The sequence below is a fragment of the Streptomyces globosus genome, assembly GCF_003325375.1.
Taxonomy (GTDB): domain Bacteria; phylum Actinomycetota; class Actinomycetes; order Streptomycetales; family Streptomycetaceae; genus Streptomyces; species Streptomyces globosus_A.
This window is the reverse complement of sequence record NZ_CP030862.1, coordinates 6,191,340-6,218,034: the sequence shown is the minus strand read 5'-3', so window position 1 is coordinate 6,218,034 and position 26,695 is coordinate 6,191,340. Positions and strand designations below refer to the sequence as shown.

The window sequence follows — 26,695 nt, the reverse complement described above, 5'->3', positions numbered from 1 at the left end:
GCCTGCCGACACGCTGGGTGTCCGACCGGCTTTGGAGAGTGACGGACCCTCCGCTAGGGTGCCGTGCCCGACGAAGCCGGGCCGGACCAGTGGAGCGAGCGGCGTGAGCGAGAAACCTTTCACCGGGGGCCACGGGGCCGATGCCGAACCGCACCCCGGCGCCGGCCCCCTCACCGGAGCGGCCGACCCTGCCGACCCGGCCGCCGCGCACGCCCCCGACGGGGCCGTCCCCGCGCCCCGCGCACCCGGAGGCCGCCGCGCCGGCCACCGCCGCAGACCCGCCGAGCCCCCCGGCGCGCCGGGCACCGGACGCCGCCGCCGGACGCCGGCCCCCGCCCCCGACCCCGACCCGGCCACCCCGCCCGCTGCCTCCGCAGGCCCCGCCGCCTGGCGGCGGATCATCCCGCAGGCCCTCGTCGTCGCCTTCCTCGCCGGCGGCACCACCGCCTTCGTCGCCGCCGACAAGGCCGTCCGCCTCACCGTCGACGGCCGCTCCCGCACCCTGCACACCTTCGCCGACGACGTCGGCGAACTCCTCGCCGCCGAAGGACTCGGCGTCGGCACCCACGACCTCGTCGCCCCCGCCCGCGCCGCCGCCCTCGGCGACGGCGACGAGATCACCGTCCGCTACGGGCGCCCCGTGCTCCTCACCCTCGACGGGCAGACCAGCGAGGTGTGGACCACCGCCCGCACCGTCGAAGCCGCCCTGCGCCAACTCGGCGTCCGCGTCGAAGGCGCCCACCTGTCCGTCCCCCGCACCGCCCCCGTGCCCCGCTCCGGCCTCGACCTCGCCGTCCGCACCGAACGCAGTGTCACCTTCCTCGCAGACGGCGGCGAGACCACCGTCCGCACCAACGCCGCCACCGTCCGCGAGGCCCTCGGCCAGGCCGGCATCACCCTCGCCGGACAGGACACCACCTCCGTCCCGCCCGAGTCCTTCCCCCGCGACGGGCAGACCGTCACCGTGCTCCGCATCACCGGCACCCGCGAGGTCCGCGAGGAGCGCATCCCCTTCGAGACCGAGCGCATCCAGGACGCCGACCTCTTCGCCGGCACCGAAGTCGTCGAACGGGCCGGCCGCCCCGGAGCCCGCCGGGTCACCTACGCCCTGCGCACCGTCAACGGCGTCGCCCAGAAGCCCCGCCGCGTCACCGAGGAGACCGTCCGCGAACCCGTCACCCAGGTCGTCCGCGTCGGCACCAGGCCCCTGCCCGCCTCCGTCGCCGGAGCCGAGGGCCTGAACTGGGCGGCCCTCGCCCAGTGCGAGTCCGGCGGCCGCCCCGACGCCACCGACCCGTCCGGCACGTACGGCGGCCTCTACCAGTTCGACGTCCGCACCTGGCAGGGCCTCGGCGGCAGCGGCCGCCCCCAGGACGCCACCAGCGGCGAGCAGACGTACCGGGCCAAGAAGCTGTACGTGCAGCGGGGGGCGAGTCCGTGGCCGCACTGCGGCCGTAGGCTTTACCGGTGAGCACCGCAGAGCAGCAGCCCGACAGAACCAGCGACGCCCTCCTCGGCGCGGCCGACATCCGCGAACTCGCGGCCGCGCTCGGCGTGCGCCCGACGAAGCAGAAGGGCCAGAACTTCGTCATCGACGCCAACACGGTGCGCCGCATCGTGCGCACCGCCGGCGTCCGGCCCGACGACGTCGTCGTCGAGGTCGGCCCCGGCCTGGGCTCGCTGACGCTGGCGCTGCTCGAAGCGGCCGACCGGGTCACCGCCGTCGAGATCGACGACGTCCTCGCCGCGGCGCTGCCCGCCACCATCGAGGCCCGCATGCCGGGCCGCAAGGACCGCTTCGCCCTCGTCCACTCCGACGCCCTGCTCGTCGAGGAACTGCCCGGCCCGCCGCCCACCGCGCTCGTCGCGAACCTGCCGTACAACGTGGCCGTGCCGGTGCTGCTGACCATGCTGGAGCGCTTCCCCAGCATCCAGCGCACCCTCGTGATGGTGCAGTCGGAGGTCGCCGACCGGCTCGCCGCGAAGCCCGGCAGCAAGGTGTACGGCGTCCCCTCCGTCAAGGCGAACTGGTATGCCGAGGTCAAGCGGGCCGGCGCCATCGGCCGCAACGTCTTCTGGCCCGCGCCGAACGTCGACTCCGGACTCGTCTCCCTCGTCCGGCGGGCCGAGCCGATCCCGACCGCCGCAAGCCGGACCGAGGTCTTCGCCGTCGTCGACGCCGCGTTCGCCCAGCGCCGCAAGACCCTGCGCGCCGCACTCGCCGGCTGGGCCGGGTCCGCGGCCGCCGCCGAAGCGGCCCTCACCGCCGCCGGGATCTCCCCGCAGGCCCGCGGCGAGTCCCTCACCGTCGAGGAGTTCGCCGCCATCGCCGAGCACAAGCCCGCCGCAGCCGAGAGGCCCGCCCTGTGAGCACCGCACCCGCCGGGGGCGTCACCGTACGCGTCCCCGCCAAGGTCAACGTGCAGCTCGCGGTCGGCGCCGCCCGGCCCGACGGCTTCCACGACCTGGCCAACGTCTTCCTCGCCGTCTCCCTGTACGACGAGGTCACCGTCACCCCCGCCGACGCCCTGACGGTGACCTGCTCCGGGCCCGACTCCGACCAGGTGCCCCTGGACCGGACGAACCTCGCCGCCCGCGCGGCCGAGCTGCTCGCGGCCCGCAACGGACGCCCCGGCGGGGCCGCCGTCCACATCCACATCGCGAAGAACATCCCCGTCGCCGGCGGCATGGCCGGCGGCAGCGCCGACGGCGCCGGCGCGCTGCTCGCCTGCGACCGGCTGTGGGGCCTCGACACGCCCGTCGCCGAGCTGCTCGGGATGTGCGCGGAGCTCGGCAGCGACGTCCCGTTCAGCCTGCTCGGCGGGGCCGCCCTCGGAACCGGGCGCGGCGAGCTGCTGACCCCCCTCGACGCCGGCTCCTTCCACTGGGTGTTCGCCGTCGCCGACGGCGGGCTGTCCACCCCGGCCGTCTTCCGCGAGTTCGACCGGCTCGCCGAGGGCCGCGAGATCCCCGAGCCGCAGGCCTCCCCGGCGCTGCTGGCCGCCCTCGCCTCCGGCGACCCCGACGCGCTGGCCGGCACCCTGGCCAACGACCTCCAGCCGGCCGCGCTGTCGCTGCGCCCGCAGCTGGCGCGGACCCTGGCCGCCGGAACCGCGGCCGGGGCGCTGGCCGGGATCGTCTCCGGCTCCGGCCCGACCACCGCGTTCCTCGTCCGCGACGACGAGGCCGCCGCGAAGGTCGCCGCCGCCCTGGAGGCGTCCGGTACCTGCCGCACGACGCGGATCGCCACCAGCCCGACCGCGGGGGCCACCCGCATCTGACCCGGCCGCCCCGCCCGGCCCGGCGCTCCGCCGGCCGGGCCGGGTACCCGGGCGCGGGATGAGTACGCGCACTCCGGCAGGCGCGCGGCCCCGGCGGCGACCCTCGTCGCCCTGCCCGTGACCGCGCCCGCCGCGCTCGCGACGGCGCTCGGCGGGTGGCTCCTGGTGGAACGTTCGGGCGCTTCGCGGAGCGTTAGGCTGAGGGGCTGATCCCCATTCCTTCCCTGGAGCGCGTCTGATGGCCGTCAACTTGGTCAATGTCGAGGCAGTCGGCAAGGTGTACGGCACCCGTGCCCTGCTGGACGGCGTCTCCCTCGGCGTCTCCGAGGGGGACCGGATCGGCGTCGTGGGCCGCAACGGCGACGGCAAGACCACCCTCATCCGCATCCTGGCCCGCCTGGAGGAGCCCGACACCGGGCGCGTCACCCAGAGCGGCGGCCTGCGGATGGGCGTCCTCACCCAGCACGACTCCCTCGACCCGGCCGCGACGATCCGCCACGAGATCATCGGCGACATGGCCGACCACGAGTGGGCCGGCAACGCCAAGGTCCGCGACATCCTCACCGGCCTGTTCGGCAGCCTCGACCTGCCCGGCTTCACCCACGGCCTCGACACCGTCATCGGCCCGCTCTCCGGCGGCGAGCGCCGCCGCATCGCCCTCGCCAAGCTCCTCATCGACGAGCAGGACCTCATCGTCCTCGACGAGCCCACCAACCACCTCGACGTCGAGGGCATCTCCTGGCTCGCCGGCCACCTGCGCGAGCGCCGCTCCGCCCTGGTGTGCGTCACCCACGACCGCTGGTTCCTCGACCAGGTCTGCACCCGCATGTGGGACGTCCAGCGCGGCTCCGTCTTCGAGTACGAGGGCGGCTACAGCGACTACGTCTTCGCCCGCGCCGAGCGGGAGCGCATCGCCGCCACCGAGGAGGCCAAGCGGCAGAACCTGATGCGCAAGGAGCTGGCCTGGCTGCGCCGCGGCGCCCCCGCCCGCACCTCCAAGCCGCGCTTCCGCATCGAGGCCGCGAACGCCCTCATCGCGGACGTGCCGCCGCCGCGCGACACCTCCGAGCTGATGCGCTTCGCCAACGCCCGCCTCGGCAGGACCGTCTTCGACCTCGAGGACGTCACCGTCCAGGCCGGCCCCAAGACCCTGCTCAAGCACCTCACCTGGCACCTGGGCCCCGGCGACCGCATCGGCCTCGTCGGCGTCAACGGCGCCGGCAAGACCTCGCTGCTCCGCGCCCTGGCCGAGGCCGCCCGCACCCAGGGCGACGTCCAGCCCGCGGCCGGCACCGTCACCGTGGGCAAGACGGTCCGGCTGGCCTACCTGTCGCAGGAGGTCGGCGAGCTCGACCCGTCGCTGCGCGTCCTGGAGGCCGTCCAGCGCGTACGGGACCGCGTCGACCTCGGCAAGGGCCGGGAGATGACGGCCGGCCAGCTGTGCGAGCAGTTCGGCTTCACCAAGGAGAAGCAGTGGACGCCCGTCGGCGACCTCTCCGGCGGCGAGCGCCGCCGCCTGCAGATCCTGCGCCTGCTGATGGACGAGCCGAACGTCCTCTTCCTCGACGAGCCCACCAACGACCTGGACATCGAGACCCTGACCCAGCTGGAGGACCTCCTCGACGGCTGGCCCGGCTCGATGATCGTCATCTCCCACGACCGGTTCTTCATCGAGCGCACCACCGACACCGTGATGGCGCTGCTCGGCGACGGGGCGCTGCGCATGCTGCCGCGCGGCGTCGACGAGTACCTGGAGCGCCGGCAGCGGATGGTCGAGGCGGCCGTCCCGGCGCCCGCCCCGGCCGCCCCGAAGTCGACGTCCGCAGGCGACGCCAGGGCCGCGAAGAAGGAGCTGCAGAAGATCGAGCGGCAGCTCAACAAGATGGCCGACCGCGAGACGAACCTGCACGCGAAGATCGCCGAGAACGCCACCGACTTCGAGCAGGTGGCCAAGCTCGACGCGGAGCTGCGCGAACTGATCTCCGAGCGGGACGAGTTGGAGATGCGCTGGCTGGAGCTGGCCGAAGAGGCCTGACCCGGCCCGGCACGCGGCCGCCGAACGGCCGGATAACGGCGCTGTCACGGGCCGGTCCGCCCTTGGGAACAGGGGTGCGACCGGCCCGGTGCAGGAAACACGCCAGTGGTAGAAAGGTGATCCCCCCCGATCGCCCGACGCCGAAGGTACGCGCTGATGACCGAGCCGCCCCAGCCGCCGAACCAGCCGCCCGCGCCGTCCGGTTACAGCCACCTGCCCGGCCCGCCCCAGCCCGGCTACGGGACGCCCCCGCAGGGCGCCAACCCCTACGCCCAGCCGGCGGCGCCGCCGCTCGCGCAGCCCGGCTACGGCTACCCGCCGCCCGTCCCGCCCGCGCCCGGCGCCCCGCAAAGCCCGGGCCCCGGCGGCCCGCGCGGCCGCCGCACGGCCGTCATCGCCGCGGCCGCCGCGGCCGGCGTGCTCCTCGCCGGCGCCGGCGCGTACCTCGCGTTCGCCGGGGACGGCGGCGACGACCCCAAGCCCGCCGCGCAGAGCGCGCCCCCCGCCGCCCCGCAGCCGTCCGGCACCCCGGACAAGGGCGACGGCAGCGGCAACGGCTCCGGCGCGTCCGAGGACCTCAACGCCGGGCGCAAGCAGGGCGAGGACAAGGCCCTCTGGCTGAAGACCGTCAAGATCGACGGCCCCGGCGCGGGCGTCGACTCCGGCGGCCAGTGGGTCGTCGGCGACACCGTCGTCAAGAGCGTCTGGAAGGACCTCGTCGCCTACGGGGCTGCCGACGGCAAGGAGAAGTGGAAGCTCTCCTTCCCGACGCAGATCTGCTCCGTCACCCGCCAGACCACCGCCGACGCCAAGACCGTCGTCATGTACAAGGACGGCGAGTCCGAGAGCGCCGTCTGCAACCGGATGCGGCTCGTCGACCTCAAGACGGGCAAGGAGGGCTGGTCCAAGGAGGTGCCCAAGGAGGGCATCTTCGACATCATGACCAGCCCCACCCTCGGCATCGCCGGCGACACCGTCGCCGTCAGCCGCAGCGGCACCGCCAGCGCCTTCAGGATCAGCACCGGCGACAAGCTGTTCGGCAGCAACGGCGCCGAGGGCTGCAAGCCCGGCGCGTACGTCGCCCACCGCACCAAGATGATCGCCATCGCGACCTGCTACGACGACGACCTCACCACCGAGGTCTCCGACGCCGACCCGGTCACCGGCAAGAAGACCTGGACCTACCGGCTCCCCGCCAAGCACAAGGTGACCAGCGTCCACTCCCTCGACCCGGTCATCCTCGACGTCGGCAACGAGGAGAAGAAGGAGCGCGCCATCGTCGTCCTCGGACCCGACGGCAGGCAGCGCACCACCGTCAGCGGTGAGGGCACCTTCGAAACCGAGTGCACCAACGGCCTCTTCCGGTCCGTCGAGGTCTGCGAGACCTCCGTCGTCGACCAGAACACCCTCTACATGCCGACCTCCCCCGGAGTCGGCAAGGCCAACGAGATCGTCGCCTTCGACCTCTCCACCGGCAAGGCCAAGTGGCGCACCCCCGCCGGCGACGGCCGCACCCTGACCCCGGTCCGCGCCGAGAACGGCCAACTGATCGCCTACCGCCGCGCCACCCCCGACCAGGGCGGCGAGGTCGTCGCCTTCCCCGCCGCCGGCGGCAACCCCACCGCGCTGCTGCGCAGCCCGTCGGGCACCGCGGCACCCGTCGAGGCCGCCTTCTACAAGCCGAAGATCGACTACGTCGGCGGCCGCCTCTACCTCTCCACCGCGCTCCTGCGCGCCCAGGGCACGGACGAGAAGCTCCTGATGGTCTTCGGCAAGTGAACGTGTACCCGAGCCGCCCACCGAGAGGCAGTAGCAACCGATGAGTACCCCGCCGCCCCCCAACCAGCCGCCCGCCGGCGGCTTCGGAGCGCCGACGGACCCGCCGCCCGGAGGCTTCGGCGCACCCCCGCCGGCCCCGCCGAACATGCAGCCGCCCGTCCCGCAGCAGCAGCCGCCCGCACCGCCGGCCGCGCCGCCCGCGCCCCCGGCCGGCCCCCCGCAGCAGCCGCCGACCGCCCCGCAGCAGCCGCCGGCGCAGCCCGCGTACGGCTACCCCCAGCAGGGCTACGGCTACCCGCAGCAGGGCGCCCCCGGCGGCCCGGCCGCCCCCAACCCGTACGGCGCGCCCACGGCCCCCATGCATGCGGCCCAGCCGCTGCCGGGCACCCCGCAGGGCCCCTCGGGCAGCGAGAAGCGCACCCAGCTCATGATCGTCGGGGCGGCCGCGCTGGCCATCGTCCTCATCGTGGCCGGAGGCTTCTGGTACGCCTCCGGCAGCGCCGACGACGGCGAGCCCCAGGCCGGCCCGAGCGCGAGCACCGGCGCCGCCCCGGCCGGCACGCCCGGCTCCGAGAAGGCGCCCGCCAACCCCAAGGCCCGGGTGCTCTACAACCACCCGAGCCCGGCGCCCGAGGAGAGCACCTCCGTCAAGGGCTCCTGGCTGACCGACAGCGTGTACGCGAAGTCGGACATCGGCAAGATCGTCGGCTACAACCTCGTCGACGGCGGCAAGAAGTGGGAGCTGCCCCTCCCCGGCGAGATCTGCGGCGCCACCAAGCACGTCAGCGACAACAAGACGGCGTTCCTCTTCCGCGCGAGCCAGCCCACGCCCGAGGTCAAGTACCCGCCGTGCACCGAGGTCGGCGTCCTCGACCTCACCACCGGCAAGCTCGTCTGGTCCGGCAACGCCAAGGGCAGCGCCACCGGCGACCGGCCCGCGAACTTCGACGAGGTCACCATCAGCGGCAACACCGTCGCCGCGGGCGGCACCAGCGGCGGCGCCGCCTGGAACCTCGCCGACGGCAAGTCCCTGTGGACCCCCAAGGCCGACGCCGAGGGCTGCTACGACTCCGGCTACGCAGGCGGCGAGGCCCTCGCCGTCATCCGCAAGTGCGGCCGCCACCCGAACCAGACCCTCCAGGCCCAGACCCTGGACCCGGCCACGGGCGCGCCCACCTCCTCGTACAAGCTGTCCGAGGGCATCGAGTGGGCCTCGATCATCTCCACCAAGCCCCTCGTCGTCGCCGCCGACGTCGGCAAGACCGCCAAGAACGCCACCGGCATCAGCGACCTCTTCGTCGTCGACCCCAAGGGCGAGTTGAAGTCGCGCATCTCGCTCGCCTCCGGCAACTTCGGCGGCAAGTGCCGCAGCACCGAGGTCGAGATGTGCTCCAACATCGTCGTCGGCAACGGCAAGGTCTACCTGCCCTCGATCGAGCACCAGGGACAGGAGTCCGGCCGCACCAACGAGCTGCTCTCCTTCGAGCTGGAGACCGGCAAGCAGACCACCGACCGCTCCGACGCCGGCGAGCGCTACACCATGTACCCGCTCCGCATGGACGGGTCGAACATCATCGCCTACAAGTCCGGCCCCTACGACAAGGGCGGCCAGGTCGTCTCCATCGACGGCACGACGATGAAGCAGACCCTCCTGATGGAGACGCCCGGCGACCGGGCCGCCAAGAAGGCCGAGATCGCCTTCTCCCCGGAGTTCTCCGAGTTCCGCTACCACAACGGCAAGCTCTTCATGTCCCGCACCACCGCGCGCAAGAGCTCCATCTCGGGCGGCGACCCGGACTACCTCTTCGTCTCGTACACGGCGAGCTGACCCCCGGCCGCACCCACGGCCGCACGAAGCCCCCGGAAGGTCCGCCTTTCCGGGGGCTTTCGCGCGGTAACCCCCGCGCGCCGTCGAACAAGCGTGTAGCTTGCCGGGGCATAAGGGGAGGGGGCGGGAGCCCGATGGGCGTACGGGTCATGGTGGTCGACGAGCACCGGCTGCTGGCCGAGGCGCTCGCCTCGGCCCTGAAGCTGCGCGGGCACCGGGTGCTCGCGGCCGCGGCGCCGGCCTCCGGCGCGGCCGAACTCGTCATCAGCCGGGCGCCGGAGGTCTGCCTGCTGGGGACGGCCTCCCCGGCCGAGCCCGGCGTCTTCGAGCCCGTCGTCCGCATCAGGCGGGAGCGCCCGCACATCGCGGTGGTGGTGCTCGGGCCGGTGCCCAGCCCGCGCGGCATCGCCGCCGCCTTCGCCGCCGGCGCCTGCGGGTACGTACGCCAGGACGAGCGCATCGAGGGCGTCGAACGGGCCCTGGCCAAGGCACGGGCCGGCGAGGCCGCCGTCTCCCCGCAGCTGCTCCAGGGCGCGTTCGCCGAACTGCTGAACCCGGCCGTCCCGCCCGACGACGAGGGCAGCCGGCTGCTGCGGCTGCTGACCCCGCGCGAGATCGAGGTGCTGGTGCGGGTCGCGGAGGGCGAGGACACCCGGCTCATCGCCGCCGGCATGGAGATCGCCCCGAGCACCGCCCGCACCCACGTCCAGCGGGTGCTGATGAAACTCGGCGTCGGCTCACGGCTGGAGGCGGCCGCGCTCGCCGCCCGGACCGGCCTGCTGGACCGTGCGGCACTGCCCGGGCAGGGCCCCGATTTCCCCGGACGCCCGTAATCCGGTAAGCCAGAGGGCGGCAGCACGAGCACGCACCGCGCGTGCGTTCCCCCGCGAGAGGTAGTAGGCGAGTGAGTAAGTACCTGGTCACCGGCGGTGCCGGTTACGTCGGCAGCGTCGTCGCGGCCCACCTGCTGGAAGCGGGCCACGAGGTGACCGTCCTCGACGACCTCTCCACCGGCTTCCGCGAGGGCGTCCCGGCCGGCGCCGCCTTCATCGAGGGCCGCATCCAGGACGCCGCCCGGTACCTGGACCCCTCCTACGAGGCGGTGCTGCACTTCGCAGCCTCCTCCCAGGTCGGCGAGTCCGTCGCGAACCCGGGCAAGTACTGGGAGAACAACGTCGGCGGCTCCCTCGCCCTGCTCGCGGCCATGCGCGGGGCCGGTGTGCGCAAGCTCGTCTTCTCCTCGACCGCCGCCACCTACGGCGAGCCGACCGAGCCGCTGCTCACCGAGGAGTCCCCCACCAAGCCGACCAACCCCTACGGCGCCACCAAGCTCGCCGTCGACCACATGATCACCGGCGAGTGCGCGGCCCACGGCGTCGCGGCGGTCTCGCTGCGCTACTTCAACGTCGCCGGCGCCTACAAGGAGTTCGGCGAGCGCCACGACCCCGAGACCCACCTGATCCCGCTGGTGCTCCAGGTCGCCCTCGGCGAGCGGGAGGCGATCTCGGTGTTCGGCGAGGACTACCCGACCGCGGACGGCACCTGCGTGCGCGACTACATCCACGTCGCGGACCTGGCGGAGGCCCACCTCGCCGCGCTCGGCGCGGCCGTCCCCGGCGAGCACCTGATCTGCAACCTCGGCAACGGCAACGGCTTCTCGGTCCGCGAGGTCGTCGAAGCCGTCCGCAAGGTCACCGGCAAGGACATCCCGGAGGTCCTCGCGCCGCGCCGCGCCGGCGACCCGGCCGTCCTCGTCGCCTCCGCGGAGAACGCCCGCGCCCGGCTCGGCTGGACCCCGTCCCGGCCGGACCTCGCCGGAATCATCGCGGACGCCTGGGAGTTCACGCGCGGCCTGCGCGGCGCCTGACCGCCCCCGCCGCGCCTCCCGCGCCCCCGGCACCCCCTTGCGGTGCCGGGGGCGCGGCGCGTCCGGGGGTGCGGTGCGTCCGGGGGTGCGGCCGCGCGGTCCGGGCCGCGGGGAGGGCGGGTGTCGGGCGCGGGGGGAGCGCCGGTGGAGCGCGCAGGGGAGGCGGCGCGCCGTGGAGCGGCGCGGTGCGCGGGCGCCCGGCGCACGCACGCGGGGTGACATGCCCCCCGCGCACCTGCCCGTGGCACGTCCCGGGCGTACGCCGGCGGGGCCGCACTCCGGGACCGGTGAAATCCCGCCATGGCGGAACCGGTTCAAGGCGGTCGCCCCCGGAATTCGCTCGGAAAACTTCTGCTATTCGGCCAACTGCGGCCGCCCGCCCGCTCTACGCTGATGCGTGACGCCGGTGGGGGCCGGTGTTGATTCAGGGGTCGAGATGCGCCGGGTACGGCGTCCGGTCCGGGGTAATGCAGAGGTGTCTCGGCGGCGGCCGCGGCGCCGGCGGATCGCCCGGTCCCGGCGCCGTACCCGCCGTCGTCCGTTCCCCGACCCTTGGGGGTTTTGTGGTTCGCATCCGAGTTCTCGTGGTCGACGACCACCGCATCTTCGCCGAGTCGCTCGCCGCGGCACTCGCCGCCGAGCCCGACGTCGACGTGTCCGCCGCCGGCAGCGGCCCGGCCGCGCTGCGCTGCCTTGAGCGGGCCGTCGCGGAGGGGCGCCGGTTCGACGTGCTGCTGGTGGACGCCGACCTCGGCGCCGCCGCCGGCGCCGTGCCCGCCCAGCGGGAGGCGGGCGCCGCGGGGCAGCCGCCCCACGCGCCGGACGGCATCGCCCTCGTCGCCGGCGTCCGGGCCGCCCATCCGGCGGTGCGCTGCGTCGTCCTCGCCGGGCGCGACGACCCGCGCCGGGCCGCTTCCGCCCTCCAGGCGGGGGCGTCCGGCTGGGTGGCGAAGGACTGCTCGCTCTCCCGCCTGCTCGCCGTCGTACGGGGCGTGCTGCGGGAGGAGACGCACCTGCCGCCCGCGCTGCTGACGGGGGTGCTGCGGGAGCTGACCGCCGCGCGCAAGCACCGCAGCGACGGCGAGCGCCTCGTGGAGTCCCTGACGCCGCGCGAGCACGAGGTGCTGCGGTGCATGGTGGCCGGGCTGGGCCGCAAGGACGTCGCCGCCCGGCTGTTCCTGTCCCCGCACACCGTCCGCACGCACATGCAGAACGTGCTGGGCAAGCTCGGCGTGCACTCCACGCTGGCGGCCGTGGCGCTGGCCCGGCGGGCGGGGGTGCGGCCGGCGGACCTAGCCGGGGATGTTGTCGAACGGAGCGGTCAACTGGCGTAGCAGGGCCGCCAGGTCGGCGCGCTGGCCCTGCGAGAGGCGGGCCAGGATGGCCCGCTCCTGGGCCAGCAGCCCCGCGAGGGCCTCGTCGGCGCGGTCGCGGCCCTCGGGGGTGAGGCGGACCAGGACGCCGCGCCGGTCGCTGGGGTCGGGCAGGCGCTCCACGAGGCCCTTCTTGGCGAGCCGGTCGATGCGGTTCGTCATGGTGCCCGAGGTGACCAGCGTCTGGGTCAGGAGCTGGCCGGGGGAGAGCTGGTAGGGGGCTCCGGCGCGCCGCAGCGACGTGAGGACGTCGAACTCCCAGGGCTCCAGGCCGTGCTCGGAGAAGGCCAGCCTGCGGGCGCGGTCGAGGTGGCGGGCGAGCCGGCTCACGCGGCTCAGCACTTCGAGCGGTTCCACGTCGAGGTCAGGGCGCTCCCGACGCCATGCCGCGACCAGTCGGTCGACCTCGTCCTCCATGCCGATCAGTGTAAGGGGTCTGTCGATGTGAAGTCTCTTGAATGCGAGAGTCTCGGACAGGTATATCTCGATGTCATTATTCTTGATGTCAAGATATATTCCCGGGCGGTGCTGGGCATGGAGGGGGCCGAGGCGCTTCCGCTTCCGCCCGCGAACCCAGCAAGGAGGCTCGAACATGCATTCCGACGTCGACCCCGCTGCACGGATCCGCACGGCCGCCCCGCCCACCGCCCCCGGATGGGACCCCCAGCAGTACCTGCGCCACTCAGGACACCGCACCCGCCCCTTTCTCGACCTCCTGGCCCGCATACCCGCACTCCCCACCCGCCCCGGCCGCCCCGCCCGCATCGCCGACCTCGGCTGCGGCCCCGGCAACGTCACCGCCCTCCTCGCCGACCGCTGGCCCGACGCCCGCATCACCGGCTTCGACCTCTCACCCGACATGCTCCGCCGCGCCGAAGCCGACCACGCAGGCCCCACCCCCGGCGGCGGCACCCTCGACTTCCGCCGCGCCGACATCGCCGACTGGCTCCCCGACGACACCTACGACCTGATCACCTCCAACGCCGCCCTCCAATGGGTCCCCGCCCACCCCGGCTCCTTCGCCGCCTGGACCGCCGCCCTCCGCCCCGGCGGCACCTTCGCCTTCCAGGTCCCCGCCAACCACACCGCCCCCAGCCACGCCCTCCTCGCAGCCCTCTGCGACAGCCCCCGCTGGCGCGACCGCCTCGCCGGCCAGGGCTCCCGCCACACCCACGTCCTCGATCCCGCCGAATACCTCGACCGCCTCACCGAACTCGGCTGCACCACCGACACCTGGGAGACCACCTACCACCAGCTGCTGCCCGGCCCCGACCCCGTCCTCGACTGGGTCAAGGGAACCGCCCTGCGCCCCGTCCTGACCGCCTTGCGAGACGACCGCGAAGCAGCCGAGACCTTCCTCGCCGAATACCGCGACCTCCTCCGCGAGGCCTATCCCACCGGCCCCCGCGGCACCGTCTTCCCCTTCCGGCGGATCTTCGCCGTCGCCGTCAAGGAGGCCTGACCCCGCCCCCACACGACGACGCCCCGCCGCCACGGCAGTCCGCGGCAGCGGGGCGACCCGCCCGAGCCCACCGGCCCGGCCCCTCCTCAGCTCTTGCGGTGGCCGACCAGCCGCGGCTTGGACTCCAGACCGTCCAACCCGTGCCACGCCAGATTCACCAGATGCGCCGCCACCTCAGCCTTCTTCGGCTTGCGCACGTCCAGCCACCACTGCCCCGTCAGCGCGACCATCCCCACCAGCGCCTGCGCATACAGCGGCGCCAGCTTCGGATCAAACCCCCGAGCCTTGAACTCCAGACCCAGGATGTCCTCCACCTGCGTGGCGATATCGCTGATCAGCGACGCGAACGTCCCCGTCGACTGCGCCACCGGCGAATCCCGCACCAGGATCCGGAACCCGTCCGTATACGTCTCGATGTAGTCCAGCAGCGCGAAAGCCGCCTGCTCCAGCAGCTCCCGCGGATGCCCCGCGGTCAGCGCCCCCGTCACCATGTCCAGCAACTGGCGCATCTCCCGGTCCACGACGACCGCGTACAGGCCCTCCTTGCCGCCGAAGTGCTCGTACACCACCGGCTTGGACACCCCCGCCTTCGCGGCGATCTCCTCCACCGACGTGCCCTCGAAACCCTTCTCCGCGAACAGGGCCCGGCCGATGTCCAGCAGTTGCTGACGCCGCTCGGCGCCCGTCATCCGGACCCGGCGGCCCCGCCGGGGCTTGTCACTGCTGGAAATGCTGCCGTCGATCGCCACGCCCCCCATCATGCCGGGTTCGCCGCGTTTTCCCTGCGCCGGGAGTCGATACGCGCCCCGGACGGCCACCGCACGTCCGTCGCCCATCCCGCCAGCTCGAACCAGCGGATCAGCCGCGCACTGGAGTCGATCTGCCCCCGCAGCACCCCGTGCCGCGCCGACGTCGGGTCCGCGTGGTGCAGGTTGTGCCAGGACTCACCGCACGACAGGACCGCCAGCCACCACACGTTCCCCGACCGGTCCCGCGAACGGAACGGCCGCTTCCCCACCGCATGGCAGATCGAATTGATCGACCACGTCACATGGTGCAACAGCGCCACACGCACCAGCGACCCCCAGAAGAACGCCGTGAACGCCCCCCACCACGACATCGTCACCAGACCGCCCACCAGCGGCGGCAGCGCCAGCGACAACACCGTCCACCCCACGAACCCCCGCGAGATCCCCCGGATCACCGGATCCTTCACCAGATCCGGCGCGTACTTCCGCTGATCCGTCTGCTCCTCGTCGAACAGCCACCCCATGTGCGCCCAGCACAGCCCCTTCAGCAGCGCCGGCACCGACTCCCCGTACCGCCACGGCGAATGCGGGTCCCCCTCGTGGTCCGAGAACCGGTGGTGCTTGCGGTGGTCCGCCACCCACCGCACCAGCGGCCCCTCCACCGCCATCGACCCCAGCACGGCCAGGACGATCCGCAGCGGCCGCTTCGCCTTGAAGGACCCGTGCGTGAAATAGCGGTGGAAGCCGATCGTGATCCCGTGGCACGTCAGGAAGTACATGAACACCAACAGCCCCAGGTCCAGCCAGCTCACCCCCCACCCCCAGGCCAGGGGCACCGCAGCCAGCAGCGCCGCAAACGGAACGACGATGAACAACAGCAGCGCGACCTGCTCGGCGGAGCGCTTGCTCTCGCCGCCCAGCGTCGCGGACTCGGATGGGACGGAACCGGAAGGCGCCGAGACGCCTTCGACAAGATCGGGACTGGTGGTCATGGAGGCCCCTGGAGGGTGAGGAGAAGGCCCGCACCTACGGATGCGTAACCTACGGCAACGTAAGTATGGCAAAGCCGGGCCCCGCAACAAGAGGAGCCGCAGCCGACTGCGCCTACCCGCCACACCCCCCACGACACGCCCCCGCCCGACACGCCACGCCGCCCCCGCCCGCCTGATGAGACGTTTACCGAGGCACGAGGCCCGGACACCTATCCTTGTGTCGTCGGACAGCGCGGTCCGCACGGGCAGCCGAGCTGCGCACCAGGACGGCCGTACCACTCGGACGCGTCCGGGACGGTCACCCCGCGCGCACGCCGGAGCCCACCTCCCCGTAGCGCTCGACCACTGCAAGGAGCCGCACCCGTGAGCAGTGCCGACCAGGCCTCCACCGCCCCCACCCCGGGCCGGGCCCCGTCCACCTCCGTCGCCGCCGCCAACGCGGAACTCCGCGCGGACATCCGCCGCCTCGGCGACCTCCTCGGCGAAACCCTCGTCCGCCAGGAAGGCCGGGACCTCCTCGACCTCGTCGAGCGCGTCCGCGCCCTCACCCGCACCGACGGCGAGGCCGCCGCAGCCCTCCTCGGCGACACCGACCTGGAGACCGCCGCCAAGCTCGTCCGCGCCTTCTCCACCTACTTCCACCTCGCGAACATCACCGAGCAGGTCCACCGCGGCCGCGAACTGCGCGCCCACCGCGCCGCCGAAGGCGGCCTCCTCGCACGCACCGCCGACATGCTCAAGGACGCCGACCCCGACCACCTGCGCGAAACGGTCCGCAACCTCAACGTCCGCCCCGTCTTCACCGCACACCCCACCGAGGCCGCCCGCCGCAGCGTCCTCAACAAGCTCCGCCGCATCGCGACCCTCCTGGAGGAGCCCGCCGCCGGCGCCGGCGACCGCCGCCGCCAGGACCTCCGCCTCGCCGAGAACATCGACCTCGTCTGGCAGACCGACGAACTCCGCGTCGTCCGCCCCGAGCCCGCCGACGAGGCCCGCAACGCCATCTACTACCTCGACGAGCTCCACGCAGGCGCCGTCGGCGACGTCCTGGAGGACCTCGCCGCCGAACTCCAGCGCGTCGGCGTCGAACTCCCCCCCGGCACCCGCCCCCTCACCTTCGGCACCTGGATCGGCGGCGACCGCGACGGCAACCCCAACGTCACCCCCGACGTCACCCGCGACGTCCTGATCCTCCAGCACGAGCACGGCATCACCGACGCCCTGGAGCTCATCGACTACCTGCGCGGCCTGCTCTCCAACTCCATCCGCTACACCGGCGCCACCGAGGAACTCCTCTCCTCCCTCCAGGCAGACCTGGAGCGCCTCCCCGAGATCAGCCCCCGCTACAAGCGCCTCAACGCCGAAGAGCCCTACCGCCTCAAGGCCACCTGCATCCGGCAGAAGCTCCTCAACACCCGCGAGCGCCTCGCCAAGGGCACCCCCCACGAGGAAGGCCGCGACTACCTCGGCACCGCCGAACTCCTCACCGACCTCACCCTCATCCAGACCTCCCTGCGCGAGCACCGCGGCGCCCTCTTCGCCGACGGCCGCATGGACCGCACCATCCGCACCCTCGCCGCGTTCGGCCTCCAGCTCGCCACCATGGACGTCCGCGAACACGCCGACGCCCACCACCACGCCCTCGGCCAGCTCTTCGACCGCCTCGGCGAGGAGTCCTGGCGCTACGCCGACATGCCCCGCGAGTACCGGCAGAAGCTCCTCGCGAAGGAACTCCGCTCCCGCCGCCCCCTCGCCCCCACCCCCGCCCCCCTCGACGCAGCCGGCCAGAAGACCCTCGGCGTCTTCCTCGCCGTCAAGGACGCCTTCGAGAAGTTCGGACCCGAAGTCATCGAGTCCTACATCATCTCCATGTGCCAGGGCGCCGACGACGTCTTCGCCGCCGCCGTCCTCGCCCGCGAAGCCGGCCTCCTCGACCTCCACGCAGGCTGGGCCAAGATCGGCATCGTGCCGCTCCTGGAGACCACCGACGAACTCCGCGCCGCCGACGTCATCCTCGACGACATGCTCGCCGACCCCTCCTACCGCCGCCTCGTCTCCCTCCGCGGCGACGTCCAGGAGGTCATGCTCGGCTACTCCGACTCCTCCAAGTTCGGCGGCATCACCACCAGCCAGTGGGAGATCCACCGCGCCCAGCGCCGCCTCCGCGACGTCGCCCACCGCCACGGCGTACGCCTGCGCCTCTTCCACGGCCGCGGCGGCACCGTCGGCCGCGGCGGCGGCCCCTCCCACGACGCGATCCTCGCCCAGCCCTGGGGCACCCTCGAAGGCGAGATCAAGGTCACCGAACAGGGCGAGGTCATCTCCGACAAGTACCTCGTCCCCTCCCTCGCCCGCGAGAACCTCGAACTGACCGTCGCCGCCACCCTGCAGGCCTCCGCCCTGCACACCGCCCCCCGGCAGTCCGACGAGGCCCTCGCCCGCTGGGACGCCGCCATGGACATCGTCTCCGACGCCGCCCACGCCGCCTACCGCGCACTCGTCGAAGACCCCGACCTGCCCGCCTACTTCTTCGCCTCCACCCCCGTCGACCAGCTCGCCGACCTCCACCTCGGCTCCCGGCCCTCCCGCCGCCCCGACTCCGGCGCCGGCCTCGACGGCCTCCGCGCCATCCCCTGGGTCTTCGGCTGGACCCAGTCCCGCCAGATCGTCCCCGGCTGGTACGGAGTCGGCTCCGGCCTGAAGGCCCTCCGCGAGGCCGGCCAGGAAGACGCCCTCACCGAGATGGGCGAGCGCTGGCACTTCTTCCGCAACTTCCTGTCCAACGTCGAGATGACCCTCGCCAAGACGGACCTGCGGATCGCCCGCCACTACGTCGACACCCTCGTCCCCGACGACCTCAAGCACGTCTTCGACCGCATCCGCGCCGAACACGAGCTCACCGTCCGCGAGGTCCTGCGCATCACCGGCGGCGAGAAGCTCCTCGACTCCCAGCCGGTCCTCCAGCAGACCTTCGCCGTCCGCGACGCCTACCTCGACCCCATCTCCTACCTCCAGGTCTCCCTCCTGGCCCGCCAGCGCGCCGCCGCCGCCCGCGGCGAAGCCCCCGACCCGCTCCTGTCCCGGGCCCTCCTCCTCACCGTCAACGGCGTCGCCGCCGGCCTGCGCAACACCGGCTGACCCCCCGCCCTCCCGCCCGGAACACGACGGGGCCCCCGCACCGAGCACGGTGCGGGGGCCCCGCCGCATCACCGCGGGCACCCTGCCCCCGGCTCACGAAAACCTCAGCCCTCGGCACCCGCCCTGCGGCGGCGCACCACCAGGAACGCGCCCGCGCCGACCAGCGCAGCGGCCATGCCCGCAATCAGGCCGACCGGGGCGTCCGAGCCGGTGTTCGCCAGGCCGCCGCCCGTCGTACCACCCGACGCCGGAGCCGACGCGGAGCCCGACGGCGCCGGAGAACCGGACGGCGTATCCGACGGCGTACCGGACGGCGACGCCGACGACGACGCACTGGCGGACGGCGACGCCGACGAGGACGGGCTGCTCGACGCCGACGCCGAGGAAGACGGGCTGCCCGACGGGGACGGGGCGCCGGACGACACGGACGGCGACGGCGACGCCGTCGCGGAGGCCGGGCAGGTGTGCGACAAGTTGAACCACTTGACCGAGCCGCCCGTGACCTCCGCCGAAGCGGCCGTCAGCTTGGCGCCCGGCTCGGAGGCCACATAGGCGTGCTTGTCCGACGGCGGGCCGAAGACCGTGACGACCTTCTCGCCACCCGGCTCGAAGGTCACCTTCAGCTTCACGAACGTCGTCGAGTTGCCGGTCAGCACGAAGTGCCAGCCGTCCTGCGTGGACGGGATGTCCGCACACGTCTTCTTGTTCTCCACACCCTTGGACGTGGCCGTCAGCGGCAGGTCCTGGTGGATCGGGATCGTGTACGACCCGTCGGCGAAAGCGGGGGCGGCACCCGCGGCGAGCAACAGGGAGGCGGCGGCGGGAACCGCGGCGACCGCCCAGCGCTTGGGGGATATGGGCATGGGATACCTCTGGCGCATATGAGGGAAGCGTGCCGTGGGAGGTGGCGGCCCAGCATGCTGACCGCGGCCCGCCCGGGTCAAGAGGCAGTCGTCAGCATTTGTGCCGTTTCAGCGCGGCAGGCGCCGTATGTCCGCAGCAGCGATCAGTGGCCCGGGCCGTGAACACCCGACCCCGACCACCGCTGAACCGGACAAAACAGTCACGAGTTGTACGCGGACTGCGCCCGCTCCAACCCCTCCGTCACCAGGCACTCCACCGCATCCGCGGCCCGGTCCACGAACCAGTCCAGCTCCTTGCGCTCCGCGGAGGAGAAGTCCTTCAGCACGAAGTCCGCGACCTGCATCCGGCCCGGCGGCCGCCCGATGCCGCACCGCACCCGGTGGTAGTCCGGCCCCAGCGACTTCGTCATCGACTTCAAACCGTTGTGCCCGTTGTCACCGCCGCCCAGCTTCAACCGCAGCGTCGCGTAGTCGATGTCCAACTCGTCGTGCACCGCAACGATCCGGTCCACCGGCACCTTGTAGAAGTCCCGCAAGGCCGTCACCGGCCCACCCGACAGGTTCATGAAGGACATCGGCTTCGCCAGCACCACCCGCCGGTTCGCCGGACCCGGAGGACCGACACGCCCCTCCACCACCTGCGCCCGCGCCTTGTGCGCCTTGAACTTCCCCCGCATCCGATCGGCCAGCAGGTCCACCACCATGAACCCGACATTGTGGCGGTTGCCCGCATACTCCGCCCCGGGATTCCCGAGACCGACGATCAGCCAGGGCGCTGCGTCGTCCGACATCACTAGCTCCTCAACATGGACGACCGCCGTCCTGCTCCAGTGGAGCCGGACGGCGGTCGGGTGCGCAACCGGTGCGACGGAAAAGGGGGAGGCTCAGGCCTCCGCGCCCTCACCCTCGCCCTCGGCAGCCGGCTCCTCGGCCTGCGCCGCGAGAACCTGCAGGACGACCGCGTCGGCGTCCGTCGCCAGGGACACGCCGGACGGCAGGGCGATGTCCTTCGCCAGCACGGACGCGCCGGCCTCCAGGCCCTCGACCGACACGGTCAGCGCCTCGGGCAGGTGGGTGGCCTCGGCCTCGACCGAAACGGTGGAGAGGACGTGCTCCAGCAGGTTGCCGCCGGCGGCCAGGTCACCCTCGGCCTGGACCGGAACCTCGACCGTGACCTTCTCGCCCTTCTTCACGGCGAGGAAGTCCACGTGGTCCACGGTGCGCTTGATCGGGTCCTTCTGGACGGCCTTCGGGATGACCAGCTCGGTGCCGTCGCCCGCGATGTCCAGGGAGATCAGGACGTTCGGGGTCTTCAGCGCCATCGTCAGCGCGTGACCCTCGACCGCCACGTGCTTCGGGGCCTCGCCGTGGCCGTAGATGACCGCCGGGATCTGCTTGTTGCGGCGGGTGGCACGGGCGGCGCCCTTGCCGAAGACGGTACGGAGCTCAGCGGAAAGCTTGACCTCGGACATGTTCACTCCTCGTGGGGTGACGGAACGGACAACGGTCACCCGGCCACGAAACGGCCTGCTACGAAGAGCGCGTCGATAACGGAGCACCCGCACCAAGAAGTGCGGCCTCCCTCGCCGAGCAACTCCACGAGTCTACCCGGCACGGAGGCCGCACCCAAAAGGATCTCCCACAGGGCGCCGACCACCACGGCCGGCACCCCGGGGACCCATCCCGCTCCTGCTACTGCTGCTCCTCGAAGAGGCTCGTCACCGAACCGTCCTCGAACACCTCACGGACCGCACGCGCGATCGTCGGCGCGATCGACAGCACCGTGATCTTGTCCAGCTCCAGGTCCGACGGGTCCGGCAGCGTGTCCGTGAACACGAACTCGCTCACCTTCGAGTTCTTCAGACGGTCCGCCGCCGGCCCCGACAGGATGCCGTGCGTCGCCGTCACGATCACATCCTCCGCACCGTGCGCGAACAGCGCCTCCGCCGCCGCGCAGATCGTGCCACCCGTGTCGATCATGTCGTCGACCAGGACACACACCCGGCCCCTGACCTCACCGACCACCTCGTGAACCGTCACCTGGTTCGCGACGTCCTTGTCACGCCGCTTGTGCACGATCGCCAGCGGCGCGTCCAGACGGTCACACCAGCGGTCCGCGACACGCACACGGCCGGCATCCGGCGACACGATCGTCAGCTTCGTCCGGTCCACCTTCGCGCCCACGTAGTCCGCGAGGACCGGCAGCGCCGACAAGTGGTCGACAGGGCCGTCGAAGAAGCCCTGGATCTGGTCCGTGTGCAGGTCCACCGTCAGGATGCGGTCCGCACCCGCGGTCTTCAGCAGATCCGCCACCAGACGCGCCGAGATCGGCTCACGGCCCTTGTGCTTCTTGTCCTGGCGGGCATACCCGTACGACGGAATGATCACCGTGATCGACCGGGCCGACGCGCGCTTCAGCGCGTCCAGCATGATCAACTGCTCCATGACCCACTTGTTGATCGGAGCCGTGTGGCTCTGGATCAGGAAGCAGTCCGCACCACGCGCCGACTCCTGGAAGCGGACGTAGATCTCACCGTTGGCGAAGTCGAAAGCCTTGGTCGGCACGAGCTGGACGCCCAGCTGGTGCGCAACCTCCTCGGCCAGCTCGGGGTGGGCGCGGCCGGAGAAGAGCATCAGCTTCTTCTCGCCGGTCGTCTTGATCCCGGTCACAGCACAGTCTCCTCAGACGTGTTGAAAGCTGCTCGCCCCCATGTGCGTCCGTCCCGCACACGGTGAGCCAGCCGAATTGCGTGCACCTACCACGGTACGCCGTCCCCGGCGCACCTGTTTCCGGACAGTTCACCCGGAAGGGCCGCTCAGGCCCCCGAGGACCCCTCACCGGCCGCCGACTGCGCCGCCGAGGCAGCCGCACTCCCCGGCCGCTTCCGAGCCACCCAACCCTCGATATTCCGCTGCTGGCCCCGCGCCACGGCCAACGCACCCGGCGGCACATCCTTCGTGATCACCGACCCGGCCGCCGTGTAGGCACCGTCCCCGATCGTGACGGGCGCCACAAACATGTTGTCCGAACCCGTCTTGCAATGTGAGCCCACCACCGTGTGGTGCTTGTGCTCACCGTCGTAGTTCACGAACACGCTCGCCGCACCGATGTTCGTGTACTCCCCGATCGTCGCGTCACCCACATACGACAGGTGCGGCACCTTCGTGCCCTCACCGATCGTCGCGTTCTTCATCTCCACGTACGTGCCGGCCTTCGCCTTCACACCCAGGTTCGTCCCCGGCCGCAGGTACGCGTACGGACCCACCGACGCCGACGCACCGATCACCGCCGACTCCGCCACCGTGTTGTCCACCCGCGCACCCGCACCCACCCGCGTGTCCCGCAGCCGCGTGTTCGGACCCACCTCGGCACCCTCACCCACATGCGTGGCACCCAGCAGCTGCGTACCCGGATGCACCAGCGCGTCCTGGCCGAAAGTCACCGACACATCGACGAACGTGCTCCCCGGATCCACCACCGTCACGCCCGCCAGCATCGCCCGCTCCAGCAGCCGCGCGTTCAGCAGCCCCCGCGCCTCCGCCAACTGCACACGGTTGTTGATCCCCAGGATCTGCCGGTGATCGCTCCCCACCGACGCACCCACCCGGTGGCCGGCCTCCCGCAGGATGCCGAGCACGTCCGTCAGGTACTCCTCGCCCTGGCTGTTGTCCGTCCGGACCTTGCCCAGCGCATCGGCGAGCAGGGCGCCGTCGAACGCGAACACCCCGGAGTTGATCTCACGGATCGCGCGCTGCGCGTCGGTCGCGTCCTTGTGCTCCACGATCGCGGTGACCGCACCGGTCTCCTGGTCGCGCACGATGCGGCCGTACCCGGTGGAGTCCGGGACCTCCGCCGTCAGGACGGTCACGGCGTTGCCGTCGGCGGCATGCGTCGCGACCAGGGCGCCGAGCGTCTCACCCGTCAGCAGCGGAGTGTCCCCGCACACGACGACGACGGTCCCCTCGACGGACCCGCCCAGCTCCTCCAGCGCCATGCGGACCGCGTGGCCGGTGCCGTTCTGCTCGTACTGGACGGCGGTGCGGACGTCCGCGTCGATCTCGGCGAGGTGCGCCGAGACCTGCTCACGGGCGTGGCCGACGACGACCACGAGGTGCTCGGGGTCCAGCTCGCGCGCGGCGGCGACGACGTGTCCGACGAGCGACCGCCCGCAGATCTCGTGGAGGACCTTGGGAGTGGCCGACTTCATGCGGGTGCCCTCACCCGCTGCGAGTACGACGACGGCTGCCGGGCGGTTGGCGCTCACGGGTGTGCCCTTCGGCTTCGGGTGGTGGACTTCCGAAGGATACCGGGGGGCCAGACGCCGTAAACGAGGGCGGGTCCTGACCTTCCGGTCAGGACCCGAACCGCTATTGCTCCCCTGCCAGGATTCGAACCCGGACATAAGGTACCAAAAACCTCAGTGCTGCCATTACACCACAGGGGATAATAGATCAACCCGAATCGGACATTTCGCTATTCTGGCCCGGATTGACGGCACCTACTATGCCGCACCAAGTGCCTTCGATGCGACGGTACAAGTCGCGTGCGGCGGACACCCGGACCACCAGGCAGCCCCGATAGTTCTCGCCGGTGTTCTTGCGAACAGTCTGCGGGTTGTGCTTCTTGAGTGTCGTCTTCTGAAGTTCCGTCGGATCCACTCCGGCAATGGCAGCCCAGTACGACTCGGCTCCTCGCACGTCCGCCGTCTCGTGGACCATCACGCGGAAGCGCAAGCGGGACGGGCCCACGTCCAAGAGCTTCAGCCATGCCAGGTAGACCCGGATGATCCCCGGATCGCTGTTCACGAAGATCACGCTTTCGTCCCGGCGGTACGGCTTGCTCTTGCTCCCCTCTGCCCAGTACAGGGCTACGCCTGTGAGAAAGAGCTCGCGGTCGGACATCGTGCCGACCTCGCTCCTCGCGGCGTCGATGGCGGCGCTGCGCTCGGCCTCTCTGCGGGGGCCTTCGATGGACCAGTGTTTGTGCGCCCCTTCGCGCCCCTGCTCCTGCGGCGAGCGGAGGTCCGGTTTCGGCAGGTCGCGGACCCAGAGGGAGATCGAACTCTTCGAGCAGCCCAGTTCGAGCTGGATCCGGTCGTAGGTCATGCCCTGGAGGCGGAGCTCGCGGGCGCGGGCGCGGAGGTCGTCCTTGGCGTTGGGGCGGCGGGTCCAGTCGGGTGGCGGCTCGCCTTCGAGGAGGCGGGTCAGGATGTCGTTGTTGTGGACGTGGAGGCGGTCGCGGATCTGGCGTCGGCTGAGGCCCTGGCGGCGGAGGGCGACGGCCTGGTCGCGGAGGGCCTCGAAGGACGCCGTGCCGTTGCGCAGGCCGCCGGTGTCGTCGCCGCGGCCGTGTCGGGTTTGGGTCATGCGCTCACTGTCGTCCGGAATGTGGGATTCAGGTCTTGGTGGGCGGATGATTCAGTCGTACGTGCGAATACCGGTGGTTCGCGGGAATTCCCGTCGCCGGTGTGCTGGGGGCGCTGCGTAGGGTGGGGCGTATGGCCGTTTCGGGGGAAGAGCAGGGTGGGGACGGGCGGGACGGGCCCCTGTGGTGGGACCGGCGGCGGGCCGCCGTGCTGGACGTGTCGCTGGCGGGGGTGTCGGTCGCGGAGTGCGCCGCGGAGGGGGTGGTCTTCGCCCGTGACACCGGCGTGCCCGTGGTGCTCGGGGTGCTGTTCGGGGCGCTGACCGGGGCCGTCGTCGTGCTGCGGCGGCGGATGCCCATCGCGGTGGTGCTCGTCGGCATCGCCGTCACGCCGGCGGAGATGGGCTTTCTGCTCAGCCTGGTGGGGCTGTACACGCTCGCCGCCTGCGAGGTGCCGCGGCGGATCACCGCCACGCTCTCGGTGATGTCCTTCGCCGCCACCTTCGTGGTGACGTACGTGCGCACCGTCGGGGAGGAGGAGGCCGGGCGGACGCTGGTGGTGGGCCTGTCGCTGTTCATGGCGGTGGCGCTGACGGTGCCGCCGGTGCTGCTCGGCATGTACGTGGGGGCGCGGCGGCGGCTGATGGAGAGCCTGCAGGAGCGGGCGGATTCGCTGGAGCGGGAGCTGTCGCTGCTGGCGGACCGGGCGGAGGAGCGGGCGGAGTGGGCCCGTACGGAGGAGCGGACGCGTATCGCGCGGGAGATGCACGACGTGGTGGCGCACCGGGTGTCGCTGATGGTGGTGCATGCGGCGGCGGTGCAGGCGGTGGCGGTGAAGGATCCGGTGAAGGCGGCGCAGAATGCGGCGCTGGTGGGGGACATGGGTCGGCAGGCGTTGACGGAGTTGCGGGAGATGCTCGGGGTGCTGCGGACGCCGCGGCCGGAGCGGCCGGAGCGGGTGGAGCGGGTGGTGGAGCGGGTGCCGGCGCCTGTGGTGCCGGTGTCTCCGGGTGGGGAGGACGGGCCGGGGCTGGCGGGGCTTGAGGCGCTGGTGGGGCAGTCGCGGGCGGCGGGGATGGTCGTCGAGCTGGATGTGCGGGGTGCGGCGGGGGCGTATCCGGCGGTGGTGGAGCAGACGGCGTACCGGGTGGTGCAGGAGGCGCTCACGAACTGCCACAAGCATGCGCCGGGTGCGCGGGTGGTGGTGCGGCTGGGGCGTCGTGAGGGGGAGGTGGCGGTGCAGGTGGAGAACGGGCCGGGGGTGGCGGGTGCTGCTCTGCCGGGGTTGCCGAGTGGGGGGAACGGGTTGGTGGGGATGCGTGAGCGGGTGGTCGGGCTGGGCGGGGTGTTCGTGTCCGGTCCGACGGATGCGGGCGGGTTCCGGGTGTCGGCGGTGCTGCCGGGCGTGCCGCGGGGGTGAGGGGCGGCCGCCTGGTGGGTGTCAGGGGGCGCTGGTGAGGCGTGCCGGTTGGAGGCCGGTCAGGAGGAGGGTGAGGGCTTCGTCCATGCGGGGGCCGAGGTACCAGTCGCCGGTGTGGTCGATGGCGTAGACGCGGCCTTCCTGGTCGATGGCGAGGTGGGAGTCGCCGTCGGAGTCGGTGCCGAGGGGGCAGAGCTGGGTGTTGAGGGCGCGTCCGAGGTCGGCGAGGGTGCGGGCGAGGTGGAGGCCCGTGAGGGGGTCGAGCCGGACGGGGACGGGTGCTATCTGCCGGCCGGGGCCGGGTGCGGTGATGGTGAGGCCGCCGAACTCGGCCCAGGCTTCGACGGCTGCGGGGAAGACGGTGTGGCGGTGGCCGGCGGGGGTGGTGTGGTCGCGGAGGGCGTCGGCCCAGTATTCGGCCTGCTTGATGTCCCAGCGGCCCGGTTCCCAGCCGGCGGTGCGCAGTGCGTGGTCGACGGTGGTGGGGAAGCGGGTGGCGGAGGAGCGGTCGTAGGAGGCGGAGGGGGTGGTCATGGTGGTGTG

The 26,695-nt window shown here is 72.5% G+C and carries 22 protein-coding genes and 1 tRNA gene; 12 read left to right on the top strand and 11 right to left on the bottom strand.

Features of this window, described 5'->3' with window-relative positions; all coding sequences use genetic code 11:
* Positions 1–103: 103 nt before the first annotated feature.
* The 9 genes from C0216_RS27560 to C0216_RS27520 all read left to right on the top strand — a co-directional run bounded on the left by C0216_RS27560 (position 104) and on the right by C0216_RS27520 (position 12,124).
* Complete coding sequence (locus C0216_RS27560) at positions 104–1,471, top strand: ubiquitin-like domain-containing protein (protein ID WP_342777140.1); 1,368 nt, start codon at positions 104–106, stop codon at positions 1,469–1,471.
* Positions 1,468–2,370: a 16S rRNA (adenine(1518)-N(6)/adenine(1519)-N(6))-dimethyltransferase RsmA gene (rsmA, locus tag C0216_RS27555; RefSeq protein ID WP_114057864.1), complete on the top strand. Its 903-nt coding sequence runs from the start codon at positions 1,468–1,470 to the stop codon at positions 2,368–2,370. Before C0216_RS27560 ends, rsmA begins: the two co-directional genes overlap by 4 nt.
* The gene (locus C0216_RS27550) at positions 2,367–3,281 is read left to right on the top strand and encodes a 4-(cytidine 5'-diphospho)-2-C-methyl-D-erythritol kinase (RefSeq protein WP_114057863.1); all 915 of its coding nucleotides are present in this window, start codon (positions 2,367–2,369) and stop codon (positions 3,279–3,281) included. The genes rsmA and C0216_RS27550 overlap by 4 nt, the downstream gene beginning before the upstream one ends.
* Before the next feature lie 238 nt (positions 3,282–3,519).
* Positions 3,520–5,316: an ABC-F family ATP-binding cassette domain-containing protein gene (locus tag C0216_RS27545; protein WP_114057862.1), complete on the top strand. Its 1,797-nt coding sequence runs from the start codon at positions 3,520–3,522 to the stop codon at positions 5,314–5,316.
* A 156-nt stretch (positions 5,317–5,472) separates the two neighbouring features.
* A complete protein-coding gene (locus tag C0216_RS27540; RefSeq protein WP_114057861.1) occupies positions 5,473–7,095 on the top strand; it encodes a PQQ-binding-like beta-propeller repeat protein in 1,623 nt (540 codons plus the stop codon).
* Between the two features lie 40 nt (positions 7,096–7,135).
* The gene (locus C0216_RS27535) at positions 7,136–8,923 is read left to right on the top strand and encodes a PQQ-binding-like beta-propeller repeat protein (protein ID WP_114057860.1); all 1,788 of its coding nucleotides are present in this window, start codon (positions 7,136–7,138) and stop codon (positions 8,921–8,923) included.
* 134 nt (positions 8,924–9,057) lie between these two features.
* Positions 9,058–9,756 carry a response regulator transcription factor gene (locus tag C0216_RS27530; RefSeq protein ID WP_114057859.1) on the top strand — a complete coding sequence of 233 codons (699 nt, stop codon included), beginning with the start codon at positions 9,058–9,060 and terminating at the stop codon, positions 9,754–9,756.
* 71 nt (positions 9,757–9,827) lie between these two features.
* Positions 9,828–10,790, top strand: a complete 963-nt coding sequence (gene galE, locus C0216_RS27525; protein ID WP_114057858.1) for a UDP-glucose 4-epimerase GalE — start codon at positions 9,828–9,830, stop codon at positions 10,788–10,790.
* 563 nt (positions 10,791–11,353) lie between these two features.
* Positions 11,354–12,124 carry a response regulator transcription factor gene (locus C0216_RS27520; protein ID WP_114057857.1) on the top strand — a complete coding sequence of 257 codons (771 nt, stop codon included), beginning with the start codon at positions 11,354–11,356 and terminating at the stop codon, positions 12,122–12,124.
* On the opposite strand, the gene C0216_RS27515 is transcribed toward C0216_RS27520, so the two are convergent.
* Positions 12,083–12,580, bottom strand: coding sequence for a MarR family winged helix-turn-helix transcriptional regulator (locus C0216_RS27515; RefSeq protein ID WP_114057856.1), 498 nt, complete (start codon positions 12,578–12,580; stop codon positions 12,083–12,085). The genes C0216_RS27520 and C0216_RS27515 overlap by 42 nt on opposite strands.
* Positions 12,581–12,755: 175 nt before the next feature.
* Here C0216_RS27515 and C0216_RS27510 point away from each other — a divergent pair, with 175 nt between their 5' ends.
* Positions 12,756–13,625 (top strand): trans-aconitate 2-methyltransferase, encoded by an 870-nt coding sequence (locus C0216_RS27510; RefSeq protein WP_114057855.1) that lies wholly within the window; start codon positions 12,756–12,758, stop codon positions 13,623–13,625.
* 86 nt (positions 13,626–13,711) lie between these two features.
* Here the strand turns inward: C0216_RS27510 and C0216_RS27505 are convergent, their stop codons facing one another.
* Complete coding sequence (locus C0216_RS27505) at positions 13,712–14,386, bottom strand: TetR/AcrR family transcriptional regulator (protein ID WP_114057854.1); 675 nt, start codon at positions 14,384–14,386, stop codon at positions 13,712–13,714.
* Positions 14,383–15,366, bottom strand: a complete 984-nt coding sequence (locus C0216_RS27500) for an acyl-CoA desaturase (protein WP_114057853.1) — start codon at positions 15,364–15,366, stop codon at positions 14,383–14,385. Before C0216_RS27500 ends, C0216_RS27505 begins: the two co-directional genes overlap by 4 nt.
* Positions 15,367–15,729: 363 nt before the next feature.
* On the opposite strand from C0216_RS27500, the gene ppc reads away from it, so the two are divergent.
* Positions 15,730–18,504: a phosphoenolpyruvate carboxylase gene (ppc, locus tag C0216_RS27495; RefSeq protein ID WP_428985464.1), complete on the top strand. Its 2,775-nt coding sequence runs from the start codon at positions 15,730–15,732 to the stop codon at positions 18,502–18,504.
* A 104-nt stretch (positions 18,505–18,608) separates the two neighbouring features.
* Here the strand turns inward: ppc and C0216_RS27490 are convergent, their stop codons facing one another.
* The 7 genes from C0216_RS27490 to C0216_RS27460 form a co-directional block, all read right to left on the bottom strand.
* Positions 18,609–19,367: an LPXTG cell wall anchor domain-containing protein gene (locus C0216_RS27490; protein WP_114057851.1), complete on the bottom strand. Its 759-nt coding sequence runs from the start codon at positions 19,365–19,367 to the stop codon at positions 18,609–18,611.
* 200 nt (positions 19,368–19,567) lie between these two features.
* The gene (pth, locus tag C0216_RS27485) at positions 19,568–20,158 is read right to left on the bottom strand and encodes an aminoacyl-tRNA hydrolase (RefSeq protein WP_114057850.1); all 591 of its coding nucleotides are present in this window, start codon (positions 20,156–20,158) and stop codon (positions 19,568–19,570) included.
* A gap of 93 nt (positions 20,159–20,251) precedes the next feature.
* Positions 20,252–20,839 (bottom strand): 50S ribosomal protein L25/general stress protein Ctc, encoded by a 588-nt coding sequence (locus tag C0216_RS27480; protein ID WP_114057849.1) that lies wholly within the window; start codon positions 20,837–20,839, stop codon positions 20,252–20,254.
* Between the two features lie 220 nt (positions 20,840–21,059).
* Positions 21,060–22,037, bottom strand: a complete 978-nt coding sequence (locus C0216_RS27475; protein WP_114057847.1) for a ribose-phosphate diphosphokinase — start codon at positions 22,035–22,037, stop codon at positions 21,060–21,062.
* Between the two features lie 146 nt (positions 22,038–22,183).
* Positions 22,184–23,632: a bifunctional UDP-N-acetylglucosamine diphosphorylase/glucosamine-1-phosphate N-acetyltransferase GlmU gene (glmU, locus tag C0216_RS27470; protein ID WP_114057846.1), complete on the bottom strand. Its 1,449-nt coding sequence runs from the start codon at positions 23,630–23,632 to the stop codon at positions 22,184–22,186.
* Between the two features lie 109 nt (positions 23,633–23,741).
* Positions 23,742–23,812 (bottom strand) — tRNA-Gln (locus C0216_RS27465).
* Positions 23,813–23,819: 7 nt separating this feature from the next.
* Positions 23,820–24,734, bottom strand: a complete 915-nt coding sequence (locus C0216_RS27460) for a hypothetical protein (RefSeq protein ID WP_114057845.1) — start codon at positions 24,732–24,734, stop codon at positions 23,820–23,822.
* A gap of 131 nt (positions 24,735–24,865) precedes the next feature.
* On the opposite strand from C0216_RS27460, the gene C0216_RS27455 reads away from it, so the two are divergent.
* Entirely contained in the window at positions 24,866–26,152 is a 1,287-nt protein-coding gene (locus C0216_RS27455; RefSeq protein WP_114057844.1) for a sensor histidine kinase, read from the top strand.
* Between the two features lie 21 nt (positions 26,153–26,173).
* Here the strand turns inward: C0216_RS27455 and C0216_RS27450 are convergent, their stop codons facing one another.
* Positions 26,174–26,686 (bottom strand): SUKH-3 domain-containing protein, encoded by a 513-nt coding sequence (locus C0216_RS27450; protein ID WP_114057843.1) that lies wholly within the window; start codon positions 26,684–26,686, stop codon positions 26,174–26,176.
* Positions 26,687–26,695: the final 9 nt, after the last annotated feature.

Bases quoted from the DNA above. Each gene is read 5' to 3' on its own strand.
- C0216_RS27510 (WP_114057855.1), top strand. From the start codon at position 12,756: ATGCATTCCGACGTCGACCCCGCTGCACGGATCCGCACGGCCGCCCCG.
- C0216_RS27480 (WP_114057849.1), bottom strand. From the start codon at position 20,839: ATGTCCGAGGTCAAGCTTTCCGCTGAGCTCCGTACCGTCTTCGGCAAG.
- C0216_RS27455 (WP_114057844.1), top strand. From the start codon at position 24,866: ATGGCCGTTTCGGGGGAAGAGCAGGGTGGGGACGGGCGGGACGGGCCC.
- pth (WP_114057850.1), bottom strand. From the start codon at position 20,158: ATGTCGGACGACGCAGCGCCCTGGCTGATCGTCGGTCTCGGGAATCCC.
- C0216_RS27530 (WP_114057859.1), top strand. From the start codon at position 9,058: ATGGGCGTACGGGTCATGGTGGTCGACGAGCACCGGCTGCTGGCCGAG.
- C0216_RS27450 (WP_114057843.1), bottom strand. From the start codon at position 26,686: ATGACCACCCCCTCCGCCTCCTACGACCGCTCCTCCGCCACCCGCTTC.
- C0216_RS27500 (WP_114057853.1), bottom strand. From the start codon at position 15,366: ATGACCACCAGTCCCGATCTTGTCGAAGGCGTCTCGGCGCCTTCCGGT.
- C0216_RS27505 (WP_114057854.1), bottom strand. From the start codon at position 14,386: ATGATGGGGGGCGTGGCGATCGACGGCAGCATTTCCAGCAGTGACAAG.
- C0216_RS27515 (WP_114057856.1), bottom strand. From the start codon at position 12,580: ATGGAGGACGAGGTCGACCGACTGGTCGCGGCATGGCGTCGGGAGCGC.
- C0216_RS27545 (WP_114057862.1), top strand. From the start codon at position 3,520: ATGGCCGTCAACTTGGTCAATGTCGAGGCAGTCGGCAAGGTGTACGGC.
- C0216_RS27535 (WP_114057860.1), top strand. From the start codon at position 7,136: ATGAGTACCCCGCCGCCCCCCAACCAGCCGCCCGCCGGCGGCTTCGGA.
- C0216_RS27490 (WP_114057851.1), bottom strand. From the start codon at position 19,367: ATGCCCATATCCCCCAAGCGCTGGGCGGTCGCCGCGGTTCCCGCCGCC.
- C0216_RS27540 (WP_114057861.1), top strand. From the start codon at position 5,473: ATGACCGAGCCGCCCCAGCCGCCGAACCAGCCGCCCGCGCCGTCCGGT.
- C0216_RS27460 (WP_114057845.1), bottom strand. From the start codon at position 24,734: ATGACCCAAACCCGACACGGCCGCGGCGACGACACCGGCGGCCTGCGC.